We start from the raw sequence: 17747 nt of genomic DNA on the forward strand, positions 1-17747 counted from the left end.
GATTGTATCCGACAGGAGGTTGTTACATGAATTCATTATCTGTACAGAACAGCAGCGTAGCGGATTTGAAGTTGGCGCCAGAAGGTCATTTGAAGATTGATTGGGTTAAAGCGCATATGCCGGTATTGAACCGCGTGCGCGAGCAGTTTGAACAAGAGCTTCCGTTTAAGGGCTTGAAAGTAGCTATCTCCTTGCATTTGGAAGCCAAAACCGCTTACCTGGCCAAAGTTATACAGGCTGGAGGGGCAGAAGTCACCATAACCGGCAGCAACCCACTCTCCACGCAGGACGATGTGTGTGCAGCATTGGTAGAGGATGCATCACCGTGTTCGCCAAATATAATCCGGATCCGGCGGAGTATAAACAGCACCTAATCTCAACGCTGGAGACGAGACCGGATTTGATTATCGATGACGGCGGTGATCTTGTTACGATCCTGCATGCTGAGCGTCCGGACCTGCTAGAAGGGGTTCGCGGTGGAGCTGAGGAGACTACGACCGGTATCCTGCGGTTGAAATCGCTGGAGAAGGAAGGCGCCTTGAAATTCCCGATGGTAGCCGTAAATGATGCGTATTGCAAATACTTATTCGATAATCGCTACGGCACAGGGCAATCGGTCTGGGATGGTATTAACCGGACAACCAACCTGGTGGTTGCGGGCAAGACGGTCGTTGTCGTAGGCTATGGTTGGTGCGGTAAAGGCGTGGCGATGCGCGCCAAAGGTCTCGGGGCTAACGTGATTGTGACCGAGATTGATGCGATTAAGGCCGTGGAAGCCTACATGGACGGATTCCATGTCATGCCGATGCGTGAAGCCGCGAAGCTGGGAGATTTCTTTGTGACGGTTACCGGGAACCGTGATGTGATCAGCGGAGAGGATTTCGACGTGATGAAAGACGGGGCTATCCTGTCCAATGCTGGTCATTTCGATGTAGAGGTGAACAAACCGGATCTAATGGAGCGCTCTCAATCCGTTCGCACGGTACGTCGCAATATTGAGGAATATCAGTTGAAGGATGGTCGCAAGGTGTATTTGCTTGCCGAAGGACGGCTTGTTAATCTCGCAGCAGGAGATGGGCATCCAGCTGAAATCATGGACATGACGTTTGCGCTCCAGGCCCTTTCACTCAAGCATGTGAATGATGAGTACCAGCGTATCGGTAATCGTGTCGTCAATGTTCCTTACCATCTGGATGAACAAGTAGCCAAGTATAAATTGGAAAGTCTAGGCATCTCGATTGACAGCCTTAGTGCAGAACAGAAATCCTACCTGGACAGCTGGGCTCAGCACTAGAGCCACAGTCAGTTCGAGCCTATGCGAAGCCTCCTTTTGTTCCCTTGTGGAACGAAGGGGGTTTTTTGACGCGTTTCAATATGAAAGAAATATCCAAAAAAAGAGAGGTTTGAATGAAGGGATTTGATTCTTGACGCCGAATCTATTATCCTAAAGTGGTGGAAAGTGGTGCAAAGTGGTGAATCGGGGTTAAGGAGTGGTGTGCCTGATGTTTATGGGGGAGTTTCAGCATAGCATCGACGACAAGGGACGAATCATTATCCCTGCCAAATTTCGTGACCTCCTGGGCACCTCGTTTGTTGTCACCCGCGGTTTGGACCAATGCCTCTTTGTTTACCCGAAGGAAGAATGGTCCATCATGGAGCAGAAGCTCAAATCCCTCTCGCTGATGAAGTCGGACGCCAGAGCGTTTACCCGGTTTTTTTTCTCCGGGGCGACGGAATGCGAATGGGATAAACAGGGAAGGGTAAATTTGCCGGGCAATTTGCGCGAGTTCGCCAAGCTGGAGAAAGAATGCGTCGTGATCGGCGTATCAAGCCGGGTGGAGATCTGGAGCAAGGAGCAATGGCAAAGTTACTATCAGCAGTCGGAGGAAGCCTTTAACGACATCGCTGAGAAATTGGTTGACCTTGATTTCGATCTGTAATCAATTCAACACAAGCAAGTATGGAAAATCATGAACACTAGACACAATGGAGGGCTGCAGCTTTGTTTCATCACATCACGGTGCTTAAGAAAGAAGCGACAGAAGGGCTGCGCATCAAACCAAACGGTATATATGTTGACTGTACGCTCGGTGGAGCAGGGCATAGTTCGCTTATTGCTTCCCAGCTAAGTTCGGAAGGACGCTTGATTGCACTGGATCAGGATGACTGGGCATTGAATAATGCACGGGAGGCCATGGGTGCATATGCAGACCGCGTCACGCTTGTCAAAACCAACTTTCGCGATTTGGAGGAGGTGCTCCGAAGCGAGGTTGGCGTGAATGACAACGGACATCCGGGCGTTGATGGCATACTGTTCGATTTGGGCGTATCTTCTCCGCAGTTTGACGAAGGGGAGAGAGGTTTCAGCTACAATCATGATGCACCGCTGGACATGCGGATGGATCAATCCGCGGAACTTACGGCCGCCAAGATTGTGAATGAATGGCCAGAGCAAGAGATTGCACGTATTTTATACGAATACGGCGAGGAGAAGTTCTCGCGCCGAATTGCGAAAGTGATCGTTGAAAGAAGGGTACAGAGTCCTATTCAGACAACCGGAGAGCTTGTCGAAATGATTAAGGAAGGGATTCCGGCCGCGGCTCGCAGAACGGGCGGTCACCCGGCGAAACGTAGTTTCCAAGCATTTCGTATCGCGGTAAATGATGAACTCGGCGCGTTCAAGGATGCACTTCATCAAGCCGTAAGATGCCTCGCACCGGGCGGCAGGGTATCCGTTATTACGTTCCATTCGCTCGAAGATCGGATTTGTAAACAAATTTTCAATAGCTACATTCCTAAATGCACATGCCCACCAGATTTTCCAATGTGTGTATGCGGTGGCGGACAAGGTGAACTGAAACTGGTCAACCGTAAGCCGCTCATACCGACAGCGGAAGAGATTGAGCATAACCCAAGAGCAAGATCGGCTAAACTGCGGATTGCGGAAAAGCTGTAATCGAAGCGATAAATCCCAGAAGAAGGAGAATCAGCCATGGCATACACTCGCGGCAATCTTGCCGTACAGGAGAGACAGGAAGAGAAGCAGTCCGCTTATGTTGAGAAAACCAAAGTCATTAAACGCCGCTCTCAGCTACCTCAAAGAGAAAAACTGCTGTATTTGATGTCCGTTGTATTCATGGTAATCGTTACGGGCGTCGTTGGCATGAGTCACGTCCATTCCTATGATTTGAATCGTCAAATCCAGGCGACGGATCGGCAGATCTCGGAAGCGAATCGCAATATCGATTTGCTTCAGGTGGAGAAGCAGACGCTTGAGGTACAGATTCTGGATAAGGCAAAAGAGCTTGGTTACGTGCCGATTGAAAATCAAAACATGATCCATTTAGCTCCGGTCTCGGGTAACTCCGGGACATCTGGAACAGACTCGGGACAAAATGATTGAAGTGTGAGGTTTTGACCGATGATAAAAAAAATCAAACTGCGTACGCTGCTGATAGGGGGATGTATAACCCTCTTTTTTGCTTTATTGATTGGTCGGGTGTTCTACCTGCAGGTTATGGATAATGAGTTCTGGAAAGCACAAGCGCTGAGTAAATGGTCGCGCTCACAGCCGCTGCCGGCTTCGCGCGGCACGATCATGGATCGGGATGGCGATATTCTGGCCATGGATGCGCCTGCCTTTACGGTCGTCGTGAACCCGAAGGTCATTCAGGCTAACGGCTTGGAAGACGATGTGGTGAAGGGACTTCATGAAGTGCTCGGGAAGAAAGAGGACGAGCTTCGTGAACTGGTCCGGGCGAAGGATGATAAAGGTGAATTTCTGGTCAATCGAGAAGTTCGTACCGAAGGGTACAAGATTGATCAGGAGAAGAAAGCCGAAGTTGATGAGCTTAATGAGAGTCTCGTTGACAAGCTTAAGAGTGAAGGCAAGTCATCAGAGACTGGAATTGCCTTCATTCGGGATAAGAAACGCTTTTATCCCAAGCATGAAGAGGCGGCTCACGTTGTAGGCTACATAAACCGCGAAGGCACAGCCGTTGGCGGGATCGAATCTTTTTATGATGAGTATTTGCAAGGCACGGACGGCTTCGCTTCTTACAAGAGTGACAAGAAGGGCATTAAGCTTCCAAGTGAAGATGATCTGTACCAACCCGCATTAAATGGTAACAATTTAAAGCTGACGGTGGACGACACAATCCAGTATTATATCAAAGAAGCCATGCTGGAGGCGGTTAAAGAATATAATCCGGTCAGCATGACGGTCATCGCCGCCGATCCGAACACGATGGAGATCTTGGGGATGGCGAATATGCCGACCTATGATCCGAATACGTTCTGGGAATACGACATGAAGAATTTCAACAATCATGCAGTAAGATCCATTTATGAGCCAGGCTCTACCTTTAAAATCGTTACTCTTGCCAGTGCGATCGAAGAAAAGCTCTTTAATCCCAATGACGCATATCAATCCGGCTCCATTCGGGCTGGGGGAAGAACGCACAGAGATATCGGATCCTGGGGACCCATCACTTATCTTGAAGGCGTAAAACGTTCAAGTAACGTCGCTTTTGTTAAACTTGGATATGAGATCCTGGGTAAGGAACGCTTCACTAATTATATTCGAGATTTTGGATTTATGGAGAAGACACAAATTGATCTTCCGGGTGAAAGTCTCGGTATACTCAATATGACAAATGAATCGGATATTTCTACGATGACCTATGGTTATGCCGTATCCGTTACTCCGATTCAGCAACTAGCGGCTATATCTACCGTAGCTAATGGCGGGAAATTGATGAAAGCACATATGGTGAAGGAAATAGAAGATCCGAATACAGGCACCGTACAGACAATCGAACCGGAAATGATTCGGCAGGTGATATCTCCGGAGGCTGCAAGAGAGACAGGGATGTATCTGGAGCAGGTTGTCAGCGACCAAGTGAACGGTACCGGGAGACATGCCTATATCGACGGTTATCGGGTCGCGGGAAAAACGGGCACGGCTATAAAATCCTCCACTGGCGGGTACGCGGATCGCTCCAAGCAGCTCGTCTCGTTTATTGGATATGCTCCGGTGGATGACCCGAAGATTGCCGTGCTGGTCATTGTCGATGAGCCGAATACGGATAAGGGCGGCGGAGCCGTAGCTGCACCGATTTTTAAAAATGTCGTCTCCAAAACATTGAATTATTGGGGGATTCCGAAATCGCATTTGTCCGAAGACGATGGTAAGAAGAAGCAGCCGCCAATTCCGGAGAACACGCATCGTGCGCCGGACATGACCGGCGAACAAGTCAGCGAAGTGAAGGCGAAGCTGCTGGAAGAAGGGGTTACCTTCGAGCTGTTAGGCAGCGGGAATACGGTGAAGCAGCAGTATCCGCCACCGGGTACGCCGATTAGCGGCGGACAGAGGTTGTATCTGCTGACTGAAGACGGTGCTTCCATGAAGATCCCGCATCTGCAGGGCGAATCGCTCCGCGATGCGATGGAGGTGCTGACGCTGATGCGGGTTAAAGTCAACGTGCAAGGCGAGGGCTATGTAGCTGAGCAACTGGAGACCTCGGAGAATGGGCAGCGCACGGTTCATTTGACGCTAAGAACGGCAGAGGAGCTGGCAACCGGGAAGGATTCCGAGGGCGGAACTTCGACAGACGGTGACCATACGGAAGATAGCGATAAAGAGACTGGCAATGGCAGTGATGAAGGGGAATAGCTTGTTCTAACCCTGATTTGTCCCGAATACTCATGTGAAGAACGATAATCATGAGCTTTCGGGTTCAAACGGGGAGGGAAGCTTAGGTGAAAGTATCCAAGGTATCTCAGCGTAAACGGCTGCTCTGGAGCCTGCTGCTGCTGCTCCTGCTGTTCTCAGCTCTTGTGGTCAGGTTAGCCTATGTACAGATTGGCAAAGGGCCCGAGCTGTCAGCAAAGGCGGAGGAACTGTGGCGTCGAGCCATACCGTACACGGCACAGCGGGGAGAAATACTGGATCGCAACGGGACCGCTCTCGTTACTAATATTACAACGCCTACCATTTGGGCTATTCCTGTGCAGGTCAAGGAGCCCGAGCAGACGGCCAAAACGTTATCCGCCCTTCTAGGGGTCAGCGAAGAGGACGTATTTATGGATATTACCAAGAGAAAATCGATGGTCGAACGAATTAGACCCGGAGGGCGTAAAATTACGATGGAGCTGGCTCAGGAAATTCGTGATTTGAAGCTCCCGGGTATCGTTGTTGCTGAGGATAACAAGCGTTACTATCCATACGGCAACCTTGCTGCCCATATCCTGGGATTTACCGGGATCGACAATCAGGGACTCACCGGCATGGAAGTGAAGCACGAAGATAAGTTGAAGGGATTTAACGGAAACATCTCTTATCTTTCCGATGCAGGCGGCCGATTGATGCCAGGCTCGTCGGAGAAATACACGGAGCCGCGTGACGGTTTGAACCTGGAGCTGACCATCGATAAGTCGATACAGTCCATTATGGAGCGCGAGCTCGACCAGGCGATGGTCAAATATCAGGCTAACGGGGCATGGGCCATTGCGATGAATCCGAAGACAGGAGAAATACTGGCGATGGCGAGCCGGCCGGACTACTCCCCAGCCAACTATCAGGATTATGCAGCCGAAACATATAACCGTAATCTTCCGATCTGGATGACGTACGAACCCGGTTCGACATTCAAGATTATTACGCTCGCCGCTGCCTTGGAAGAGGACAAGGTCGATCTGAAGAACGATCACTTCTTTGACGGCGGCGCGGTTGAAGTTGGTGGTGCCCGGCTGCGATGCTGGAAGAAGGGCGGGCATGGCAGTCAGACTTTCATGGAAGTGGTTCAGAATTCATGCAACCCTGGCTTTGTGGCATTAGGTCAGAAATTGGGTAAGGAAAGTCTGTTTCAATATATTCGTGATTTTGGCTTCGGCACCAAGACCGGCATCGATCTGAATGGGGAAGAGAACGGGATCTTGTTCAAGCTTGATAAGGTTGGGCCGGTTGAACTGGCGACTACGGCGTTTGGGCAAGGGGTATCGGTTACGCCGATTCAGCAGGTAGCCGCCGTATCGGCCGCCATTAACGGCGGCAAGTTATTCAAGCCTTACGTCGCCAAGGCGTGGGTGAACCCGGAGACGGGCGAGACGGTCGAGGAGATCGAGCCTGAGCTTGTCAGACAAGTGATTTCTGAAGAAACGTCGAAGCAAGTAAGGGAAGCACTCGAAAGCGTGGTTGCCAAAGGAACCGGACGCCCGGCATTCATCGACGGCTATCGTGTCGGCGGCAAGACGGGAACCGCGCAGAAGGTCATTAACGGACGCTACTCATCGACAGAACATATCGTATCCTTTATCGGGTTCGCGCCAGCGGACGATCCGGAGATCGTGGTTTATACGGCGGTCGATAATCCGAAGGGAATTCAGTTCGGCGGGGTCGTAGCCGCGCCGATAGTTCAGAACATTCTGGAAGATGCACTGCACTATATGCAGGTGCCGCCACGTAAAGATCAGCTGGCACGTGAATATAAATATGGAGAGACGCCTACGGTTACCGTACCGAATCTTGTGGGGGCAACTGTTCAGGATCTGTACGAAGACTTGAACATGAATTTTATGCTCGCGCGATCAGGCACAGGCAATACGGTGGTTTCTCAAGCGCCTAAGCCGGGGAGTCGGGTGGAGAGAGGTTCTACCATCGCATCTATATGGGGGAAGAGACGGCAGAAACGAAACACGAACATTAGTGTCATCATCTTAGGCATTGGGCGAAGACCGGATGGTGAGATATATAGAGAGAGGGATAATCAATGAACTTGAAGCAATTATCATCCGTGCTGGCTGCTGCAGAGATCGAGGGTGACGAGAGCACCCAGATTACCGGTATGGAAACTGATTCACGACAAGTGAAAACCGGGGATTTATTTATCTGTCTGCCAGGCCATACGAGCGATGGTCATCAATTCGCGGCCCAAGCTGCTAATAACGGAGCCGTGGCACTCGTTGTGGAGCGTAAGCTTGATATTGAGCTGCCGCAAATCGTTGTGAAAAACAGCCGGTTTGCCATGGCAGGCCTGGCGAACGCCTTCTACAACTATCCGAGCTCCCGCATGAACATAATCGGTGTGACCGGAACGAACGGTAAGACAACAACGACTTATCTGATCGAGAAGATCATGAATGATCACGGCAAAAAGACCGGATTGATTGGAACGATTCAGATGAAATATGACAATCAATCTTTTCCGATGCCGCGGACGACGCCGGAAGCGCTGGAACTGCAGCGTTATTTGAATGACATGGCGGAAACGGGCACCGAGTGCTGTGTTATGGAAGTATCCTCACATGCACTGGAGCAGGGCCGGGTGAAAGGAACCGATTTTCGGACAGCGATCTTCACGAATCTGACGCAGGATCACCTGGACTATCATCACACGATGGAAGATTACCGCGCAGCCAAAGGGTTATTTTTCTCCCGACTAGGCAACGCTTTTGCCAAGGACGATGCTTCGCGCAAATACGCGGTGTTGAATGCGGATGATGAGGCTTCCGCCTATTTTGCCAAGCTGACGGCTGCTGAAGTTATTACTTACGGGGTAGAATTAGGCGCGGATGTGCGGGCCAGCGGCATAGCGATTACACTCAAGGTACATCGTTCCATGTAGACACCTTTCGCGGAAGCGCTGATATCTCAATCAAGATGGTGGGCAAATTCAATGTATACAATGCGATGGCCGCTATAGCCGCAGCATTGCTCGAAGGCGTACCACTCGCGTCGATCAAGCAGAGTCTGGAATCGGTTCCTGGTGTAGACGGGCGCGTTGAAGTTGTAAATGAGGGTCAGCCTTATGCCGTCATCGTAGATTACGCGCATACGCCGGATGGCTTGGAGAACGTGCTGCGAACCGTCAACGAATTTGCTAAGGGCAAGGTATTGACGGTATTTGGTTGCGGTGGCGATCGTGATCGCACCAAGCGGCCGATCATGGGTCAGATTGCTGCAAAGTATAGCGATATCGTACTTGTAACCTCCGATAATCCGCGAACTGAAGATCCTGATCTGATTCTCAAGGATATCGAAGCGGGGCTGATCGAGCATCAGGTGAATCCCGAAAGTTACCAACTCATTGTTGATCGCAAGCAAGCGATTGAAAAGGCTATTGAAATGGCAAGCCCGCGCGATGTAGTATTGATTGCGGGGAAAGGTCATGAGACCTATCAACTGATTGCGGGCGAAGTGCTTGATTTTGACGACCGCATCGTAGCCAAAGACGCGATAAGGGGCAGACAATTGTGATTCATAAATCATTGCAGAGCATAGCCGATTTGTGCGGCGGAGAGCTCTTACGTAATCAAGACCATTCGTTAATGATCCAAGGAGTCGGGACAGACTCCCGTACGATCCAACCAGGAAATCTATTTGTGCCGATTGTCGGCGAGAAATTTGACGGACACGAATTCGCCGAGCAAGTGCTGGCAAGTGGAGCGGGTGCTGCGCTCTGGCAGCGCGATCGTCAGCCTGTACCGAACCTGCCGCTTATCCTCGTCGAGGATACCCTGGCAGCGCTGCAACTGCTAGCCTCGGCTTATTTGTCCGAGAACAGCGCCAAGGTTGTGGGGATAACAGGAAGCAACGGCAAGACAACCGTCAAGGATATGGTGTCGGCACTGCTGGAGACCACATATAAAGTGCATAAAACGCAAGGCAATTATAACAATCATATCGGACTCCCGCTGACCGTTCTGTCAATGAAAGAGGAGACCGAAGTAATCGTGCTGGAGATGGGAATGAGCGGCGTCATGAAATCGAACTGCTCTCTTCACTCGCCCATCCGGATGTTGCTGTCATTACGAACGTTGGGGAAGCACATCTGCTGCAACTCGGTTCGCGTGAGGAAATCGCTCGCGCGAAACTTGAGATTATTAGCGGAATGAAGCCAGGGGGCTTGCTCATTTATCACGGGGATGAACCTTTGATTAAACAGGTACTGGACGAGGAAACCACGGTTAAACCAGAGGGATTGGCCACGTTTACGTTCGGTACGGGCAATACCAACGATGATTATCCCACAGGATTATGTTTCATGCCAAAGGCATGATCTTTACGTCGAGCAAGCACACCCGCGAAGGCTTCAGCCTGCCTCTGCTTGGGCGTCATAATGTGGTCAATGCGATTGCTGCAATGGCGGTAGCGAAATCTCTGGGTGTTAGTGATGAAGCAATTGCTCAAGGTTTTGCTAGCCTTAAACTGACGAGTATGCGGATCGAAGCCGTGGAGACCGAGCATGGGGTTACGGTGCTTAACGATGCCTATAATTCCAGTCCCACAGCGGTCAAGGCAGCCATTGACGTTCTTGGCGATATGAAGGGCTATCGTCGCCGGATCGCAGTCCTCGGGGACATGCTGGAACTTGGTGAGCGCGAAGAGGAGTTTCATGCTCATATTGGCGACTATCTATCGCCCGAGAATGCGGACATGGTCTTTACTTATGGACCGTTGTCGCTGCATACAGCCAAGACAGCCAAGACCACTTTTCCCGATGGGGCTGTTCAGCCGTTCACAGACAAGGCCAAGCTGATAGCGGCGCTATTGGAACATATATCGGAGAAGGATATCGTGTTGGTCAAAGCCTCGCGCGGGATGAAGCTTGAACACGTAGTGGATGCATTGAAAGAACTGCCAGGCGGCAACGACGGAGTAAGGGGGTGAGCGGATGGACTATCAATTGCTATTACTAACAATCGGTGTATCATTTATCCTCGCCGTGATTGCGGCACCGCTGCTCATTCCACTGCTCCGCCGGATGAAATTCGGTCAGCAGGTAAGGGATGATGGTCCCCAGAGCCACTTGAAAAAAGCGGGGACACCTACGATGGGCGGGGTCGTCATTCTGCTCGCCTTTACTTTGACTTATGTTAAATTCTCGCCTGTGGATACGGACTTTTACGTGCTTATGGTGGCAACGCTCGGTTTTGGATTGATCGGATTCCTTGACGATTATATTAAGATTGTATTCCGCAGATCGCTGGGCTTGACCGCGAGACAGAAACTGTTCGGGCAAGTGCTCTTCTCAGGCATTATGTGCTGGCTGCTGCTCGCGAACGGCCATAGCACAGCGATAAGCATACCTGGCTTCAGTTGGTCTTTCGATTGGGGACCATGGTTCTATTATCCGTTCATCGTGATCATGATGCTGGCGATCAGTAACGCCGTCAATTTCACGGACGGATTAGACGGGTTGCTCTCCGGCGTCAGTGCCATCGCCTTCGGAGCCTTTGCCATCGTAGCGATACAATCGACTTCCTTTGCCGCTGCTTTCTGCGCAGCCGCGATGATTGGAGCCGTGCTCGGCTTTCTGGTGTTTAATGCGCATCCTGCCAAAGTGTTTATGGGTGATACAGGCTCCTTAGGGATTGGGGGAGCGATTGGTGCTATCGCGATCATCACGAAGAGTGAATTGTTGTTCTTAATCATTGGTGGCGTATTTGTTATCGAGATGCTGTCGGTCGTGCTGCAAGTCGCCTCTTTCAAGACGAGGGGCAAGCGCATTTTCAAGATGAGTCCTATCCATCATCATTACGAATTATCCGGATGGTCGGAGTGGCGCGTCGTCATCACTTTCTGGGCAGTGGGGCTTGTTCTTGCCGGACTTGGACTTTATATCAACAAGGGGTTGTAACATATGAAGCAGCTAGATGAATACCGGGATCAAAATATCGTTGTGCTTGGTCTTGCCAGGAGTGGAGTTCAGGTGGCCAAAGTGCTGCATCAAGCAGGAGCAAAGGTAATCGTCAATGATCAGAAGGAACGCCAGCAATGTCCTGAAGCCTCGGAGCTCGAGGCTTTGGGTATTTCTGTTATTTGCGGTGGTCATCCGGATGACTTGATTCATGAAGGGGTTAATCTGCTTGTCAAGAATCCCGGCATCCCTTATAAAGTCCAACCGATTCAACAGGCGCTTGAACTTGGCATTCCTGTCGTGACGGAAGTCGAGATTGCTTATCATCTTTGCGAAGCACCTATCATTGGCATAACAGGTTCCAATGGGAAGACCACGACGACTACTTGGGTCGGCAGGCTGTTCGAGAGTGCCGGGCTTGCGCCAATCGTCGCCGGTAACATCGGCACGCCTCTTTCGGAGGCGGCAGCGCATGCAACGGCGGATCATTGGATGGTGGTAGAACTGAGCAGCTTTCAATTAAAAGGAACGCAGCGTTTCCGTCCCCGCATTGCGGCGTTGCTTAACCTGACGGAAACGCATCTTGATTACCATGGAGGAATGGATGACTACGTGTCCTCCAAAGCCAAGTTGTTTGCTAACCAGACGGCAGAAGATACCGCTGTGCTCAATTGGGATGATCCCGTGTGCAGAGGCTGGTTCCATATATCAAGGCGCAAATCTTGCCCTTCTCGATGAGTGAAAGCTTGCGTGCAGGAGTTTACTTGAGTTCGCCTTACGTATCCGGTGCAACTGAGCAAGGGGAAGACGACGATCGCACCATTATATATACCGACGCCCAAGGGTTCACGCATGAGATCATCCGTGTGGAGAACATCGGTCTCCCAGGTCGGTTTAATGTGCAGAATGCGATGGCTGCTTGCGCTATCGCTATTGCAGCTGGAATTGCCCCAGAACGTCTGGAGGCGGAACTAGCCAGCTTCCGCGGTGTGGAGCACCGACTGGAATTCGTGAAGGAACATAACGGCATATCCTATTACAACAATTCGAAGGCGACCAATTCGAAGGCAACCATTATGGCGCTCACGTCGTTCAAGCAACCGATCGTACTAATCGCAGGTGGATTGGACCGCGGTGCTGATTACGAGGATTTGATCAGCTCGATGCAAGGACGGGTGAAGGCGGCTGTACTGCTTGGCGAAACGAAGGAGAAAATAGCGAATGCTGCCGCGAAAGCGGGATTAAAGGATATCATCCTCGTCGATAATGAAGATGACGCCGCATCCACCCTGACTTCAGCTGTTGAACAAGCAGTTCGCCTAGCGAATCCCGGCGACATTGTGCTTTTGTCCCCGGCTTGTGCCAGCTGGGACATGTTCCCAACCTTTGAAGTGAGAGGACGCATTTTTAAAGAGGCGGTGCATAACCTTTAAGTAGAGGGGTGGAAAAGCCCCTACTACGGACGTACGAGGTGGCCTTTCCATGAACAACAACCGTCAGGCGCCCGATTTGTGGCTGCTTATCTGTATTATGGCCCTGCTGGCCTTAGGTCTCGTAATGGTATACAGTGCAGGCTCTGTGCTGGCGTTTCATGACCATGGCGATAAGTTTTATTTCGTGAAACGACAGCTGTTCTTTGCTTGCCTGGGGCTTGTCTCCATGTACTTCACTTCGAAGATTGATTACAGAGTCTGGAAGAAATACAGCAAGCTTGCGCTTCTGGTCTGTTTCTTTCTCTTGGTAATCGTACTGATTCCTGGCATAGGTGTCGTACGTGGCGGGGCGCGAAGCTGGCTCGGCATTAGTTCCTTTGGCATTCAGCATCGGAATTCATGAAGCTGGGTATGATTCTGTTTCTGTCACGGTGGCTGAGCAAGCAGGATTATGACATTACTTCGTTCACGAGAGGGCTGCTGCCTCCTCTTGGACTGATTGGACTTGCCTTCGGGTTAATTATGCTCCAACCGGATCTTGGTACAGGCGCTGTTATGCTCGGGGCGGCGATGATGATCGTATTTACTGCTGGTGCGAAGATGAAGCATCTCGGTTTCCTTGCATTAGGCGGCGCAGCCGGCTTCGTTGGCTTGATCCTCGCAGCACCTTACCGCCTGAAACGAATTACGGGATTTCTGGATCCATGGTCCGACCCGCTCGGTACCGGTTATCAAATCATTCAATCCTTATATGCAATCGGCCCCGGCGGTCTTGGCGGACTTGGTCTTGGCATGAGCCGCCAGAAGTATGCGTACGTGCCTGAACCGCAGACGGACTTTATCTTCTCAATTCTAGCGGAAGAACTTGGATTTATCGGCGGATTAATCGTGCTGCTCTTGTTCGCTGCCCTGGTATGGCGCGGCATGAGAGTAGCTATGACGATATCCGATGGATTTGGCAGCTTGCTTGCAGTCGGTATCGTTGGCATGGTTGCGATTCAAGTCGTCATTAACATTGGCGTAGTAATCGGAATGATGCCTGTAACAGGCATTACGTTGCCATTGATCAGTTACGGCGGCAGTTCATTGACGCTGATGCTGACTGCTCTTGGAATTCTATTAAATATTTCGCGGTATGCGAGGTGAGCGATTATGCGTGTTGTATTAACGGGTGGCGGTACGGGGGGGCATATCTATCCCGCCGTTGCCATTGCCAGGCAGTGTGAAGTGGAAGATCCTGCAACGGAATTTTTATATATAGGCGGTGAGAGAGGTCTTGAGAGCAAACTTGTCCCTCAAGAGAATCTGCCGTTTCAAAGTATCGATATTACCGGATTCAGACGAAAATTATCGCTCGACAACGTGAAGACGATCATGCGGTTCTTCCGAGGAGTGAAGAGATCCAAAACGCTCCTGGCTGATTTTAAGCCCGATGTTGTCATCGGAACGGGTGGATATGTATGCGGACCCGTTGTCTATGCGGCTGCAAAACTCGGAATCCCTACGATTATCCATGAACAGAATGCGATTCCAGGCTTGACCAATCAATTCCTGAGTCGTTATGCCGATACGGTAGCCGTCAGCTTTGAAGGATCGGAAGGTTCTTTTCCCAAGGCAAAAAGAGCAATATATACCGGTAATCCGCGTGCGACAACGGTTCTGTCCGCTAATCGCGAACGCGGATTCGCTTCGCTCGGCATTCCGATGGAAGCTCCGATCGTGCTTATCGTCGGCGGCAGCCGGGGAGCCAAGGCGATCAACGATGCATGATCGGCATCGCGCCGTTAACGAGCAAGCTCCCGGGTGTTCATTTCGTTTATGTGACAGGCGACGCGTACTTTGAGCAGACGCGGGAAGCAATTCGAGCGAAGCTGGGCGCGATGAACAATCATCTACATATCGTGCCGTACGTTCACAACATGCCTGAAGTGCTCGCGGCTACTTCTTTGATCGTGAATCGTGCGGGCGCATCGTTTCTTGCTGAAATCACATCGCTCGGCATTCCATCGGTGCTGATTCCGTCTCCGAACGTCACGAACAATCATCAGGAGGCTAATGCAAGACAGTTGGAAGATGCGGGCGCTTCGAGAATGATTCTGGAAAAGGATTTGACGGCAGAGCTTCTATTCAGCAAGTTGGAAGAGATCATGACCGATTCCTCGGTGCGAGAGGCGATGTCCGCGGCAGCAAGTCGGTTGGGTAAACCGGATTCTGCTGCCGCGATTACGGAGGAAATTCGCCGGTTAACCGGCAAACGCTAAAACGGCTGGGCGATTGTCACACACCTATGGAGCCTGACATAAGATACTCTATAATCGTGACACACCCATGAGGCCGGCATTACTGACAGCGGCCATCTCTTCGTTCATCCGGGGAATGGCCTTTTGGTTTTGAAAGTCAAGGGAGGTATTTTTGAATGCAGCAGTGGAAATCGCTACTATCTGAAGCCAATGTCGGAGCCGTGTTATGGAATGAACCGCTGGCAAAATATACAACGTGGAAAATAGGCGGACCAGCGACTGTTTAATTATTCCGGGTAATAAGGAACAGTTGCAGGAACTGGTCACTCTTCTCCATGCCCACTCCATTTCTTGGACGCAGCTGGGGCGCGGTTCTAACATGCTGGTAGCTGATAAAGGAATCCGGGGAGCGGTCATCAAGCTGGGCCAGGGGTTCGAGGAACTAGCGTTTGATGGAGAGACCGTCACTGCAGGCGGCAGTTTGTCTTTTGTCAAACTTAGTGTTCTGGCCGGAAAACAAGGGTTAACCGGGCTTGAGTTCGCCGGGGGGATTCCCGGATCGGTCGGGGGTGCCGTCTACATGAATGCGGGAGCTCATGGGTCTGATGTGTCACGCATATTTAAGTCCGCTGACATTGTACTGGAAACAGGGGAATTGGTTACGTATGCTGCGAAGGATATGGCGTTTGATTACCGACACTCCATTCTGCACGAACAAAAAGGGATTGTGACTGAAGCGGTATTTGGGCTCCAGTATGGAGACCGCAAAGAAATTTCAGCTGTTATGGCTTCCTATAAGGACCGTCGCCGGCGCACACAGCCGCTCCAATCCGCAACCGCAGGCAGTGTGTTCCGCAACCCGCCCGGTGATCATGCCGCGAGGTTGATTGAGGCCGCAGGTCTTAAGGGGTTCCGAATCGGAGGCGCAGAAATTTCGTTACAGCATGCCAATTTCATCGAGAACACCGGTCAAGCGACAGCAGAGGACGTGCTCGCTTTGATGGAACGCATCAAGGAAACCATATCTGAGAAGAACGGAATTCAAATGGTGCCTGAGGTGTACGTTCTGGGCGAGCGGTAAACTCGGAGGTGATACATTGGACAAATTGGTGATTGAGGGTGGAAGGCCCCTATCAGGAACCATACGTATCCATGGCGCAAAAAATGCAGCTTTACCTATTCTGGCAGCAAGTCTTCTTGCAGAAGGGACGGTTCGATTAACCAATGTCCCGCATCTGCTGGATATTGAAGTGATGCTCAGCATTCTTGGCCGCTTGGGGTCCAAATGCAAGCATGAGCTGGAGACGGTCACCGTGGATACCTCGTCTGCCAATTCGTTTCATGTCCCGGAGGATTTAATGAAGCAGATGCGATCCTCCATCTTTTTGATGGGACCTCTGCTGGCCCGATTCGGTGAAGTAACGATTTATCAGCCAGGGGGCTGTGCGATTGGGGAACGAAAGATCGATCTCCATCTACAGGGATTGCAGGCATTGGGTGCTGAGATCGAAGAGAGCAACGATAAGATCCATTGCAGGGCAACCCGTCTGATTGGAAGCGACATTCATCTCGAATTTGCCAGCGTCGGCGCAACGGAGAACATTATGATGGCGGCGGCAACGGCACACGGCACGACCGTCATCACGAATGCCGCCAGAGAGCCGGAAATCCAGGACCTGCAGCATTTTCTTAACAAAATGGGAGCCAACATCATCGGTGCAGGTACAGACACGATTACGATTCAAGGCGTCGAGCGACTACGGCCTTGCGAATATGAGATTATCCCGGATCGGATCGTTGCCGGGACCGTCATGATTGCCGCAGCCGTGACACGTGGGTCTGTAACCCTTACCAAAACGAACCCATCTCACTTGACTTCGCTTATTCATGTACTGAAGCGTGCCGGTGTTCAAACCAGTATCTGCAATGATATAATAAACATAAGCTGTATGAGCCGTCCCAAAGCGGTGGAACGAATCGTGACTTCACCGTATCCTTCATTTCCAACGGACCTGCAATCGCAGGTGATGGTTCTGCTGTCCCTGGCCGACGGATTCAGTGTAATGAAAGAAACGGTGTTCGAAGGTCGATTCAAACATGTAGAGGAATTGTCCCGGATGGGGGCCGACATCTCTACGGATCTGAACTATGCGTTTATTCGTGGTGTGCAGCGCATATATGGAGCGACCGTAGAGGCAACGGATCTGCGGGCTGGCGCGGCCTTGGTCATCGCTGGATTGGCTGCACAAGGAACAACCGTGTGGAACAGGTTCACCATATTGATCGCGGATATGACCGAATCGAGAATATGTTTCAAGGTTTAGGAGCCCGGATCTATCGTCAATCGCCCGTGCCCAAGCCGCTTGATTTAGCCAATTGAACCCCTGAGCATCCCCTCCGGCAGGAGGGGATAACAGGTCTTTCTGGAGAGAGTG

At 51.1% G+C, this 17747-nt stretch carries 5 protein-coding genes and 9 pseudogenes; all 14 read left to right on the top strand.

All coding sequences use genetic code 11. From position 1 onward, the window contains the following. Window positions 1-26 precede the first annotated feature (26 nt). The 14 genes and pseudogenes from JCM10914_RS01215 (at window position 27) to murA (ending at window position 17692) form a co-directional block, all read left to right on the top strand. Window positions 27-1294: pseudogene (locus JCM10914_RS01215) on the top strand (adenosylhomocysteinase). A 208-nt stretch (window positions 1295-1502) separates the two neighbouring features. Continuing rightward, window positions 1503-1940: a division/cell wall cluster transcriptional repressor MraZ gene (mraZ, locus tag JCM10914_RS01220; RefSeq protein WP_023956433.1), complete on the top strand. Its 438-nt coding sequence runs from the start codon at window positions 1503-1505 to the stop codon at window positions 1938-1940. A 62-nt stretch (window positions 1941-2002) separates the two neighbouring features. Further along, the gene (gene rsmH, locus JCM10914_RS01225; RefSeq protein WP_023956436.1) at window positions 2003-2956 is read left to right on the top strand and encodes a 16S rRNA (cytosine(1402)-N(4))-methyltransferase RsmH; all 954 of its coding nucleotides are present in this window, start codon (window positions 2003-2005) and stop codon (window positions 2954-2956) included. Window positions 2957-2992: 36 nt separating this feature from the next. Beyond that, a complete protein-coding gene (locus JCM10914_RS01230; RefSeq protein ID WP_023956437.1) occupies window positions 2993-3403 on the top strand; it encodes a cell division protein FtsL in 411 nt (136 codons plus the stop codon). An 18-nt stretch (window positions 3404-3421) separates the two neighbouring features. Beyond that, entirely contained in the window at window positions 3422-5674 is a 2253-nt protein-coding gene (locus JCM10914_RS01235; RefSeq protein ID WP_023956439.1) for a penicillin-binding transpeptidase domain-containing protein, read from the top strand. A gap of 86 nt (window positions 5675-5760) precedes the next feature. Then, window positions 5761-7706: pseudogene (locus JCM10914_RS01240) on the top strand (stage V sporulation protein D). A 63-nt stretch (window positions 7707-7769) separates the two neighbouring features. Then, window positions 7770-9256, top strand: a pseudogene (locus JCM10914_RS01245) (UDP-N-acetylmuramoyl-L-alanyl-D-glutamate--2,6-diaminopimelate ligase). Beyond that, window positions 9253-10669: pseudogene (gene murF, locus JCM10914_RS01250) on the top strand (UDP-N-acetylmuramoyl-tripeptide--D-alanyl-D-alanine ligase). The pseudogenes JCM10914_RS01245 and murF overlap by 4 nt, the downstream one beginning before the upstream one ends. Before the next feature lie 4 nt (window positions 10670-10673). Beyond that, window positions 10674-11639: a phospho-N-acetylmuramoyl-pentapeptide-transferase gene (gene mraY, locus JCM10914_RS01255; RefSeq protein ID WP_023956456.1), complete on the top strand. Its 966-nt coding sequence runs from the start codon at window positions 10674-10676 to the stop codon at window positions 11637-11639. Window positions 11640-11642: 3 nt separating this feature from the next. Next, window positions 11643-13072: pseudogene (gene murD / locus JCM10914_RS01260) on the top strand (UDP-N-acetylmuramoyl-L-alanine--D-glutamate ligase). 49 nt (window positions 13073-13121) lie between these two features. Continuing rightward, window positions 13122-14218: pseudogene (spoVE, locus tag JCM10914_RS01265) on the top strand (stage V sporulation protein E). A 6-nt stretch (window positions 14219-14224) separates the two neighbouring features. Further along, a pseudogene (gene murG, locus JCM10914_RS01270) lies at window positions 14225-15333 on the top strand (undecaprenyldiphospho-muramoylpentapeptide beta-N-acetylglucosaminyltransferase). A gap of 155 nt (window positions 15334-15488) precedes the next feature. Continuing rightward, window positions 15489-16393 (top strand): annotated as a pseudogene (gene murB / locus JCM10914_RS01275) (UDP-N-acetylmuramate dehydrogenase). Between the two features lie 16 nt (window positions 16394-16409). Beyond that, window positions 16410-17692: pseudogene (murA, locus tag JCM10914_RS01280) on the top strand (UDP-N-acetylglucosamine 1-carboxyvinyltransferase). Window positions 17693-17747: the final 55 nt, after the last annotated feature.

The organism is Paenibacillus sp. JCM 10914, assembly GCF_001315105.1.
Taxonomy (GTDB): Bacteria; Bacillota; Bacilli; order Paenibacillales; family Paenibacillaceae; genus Paenibacillus_AQ.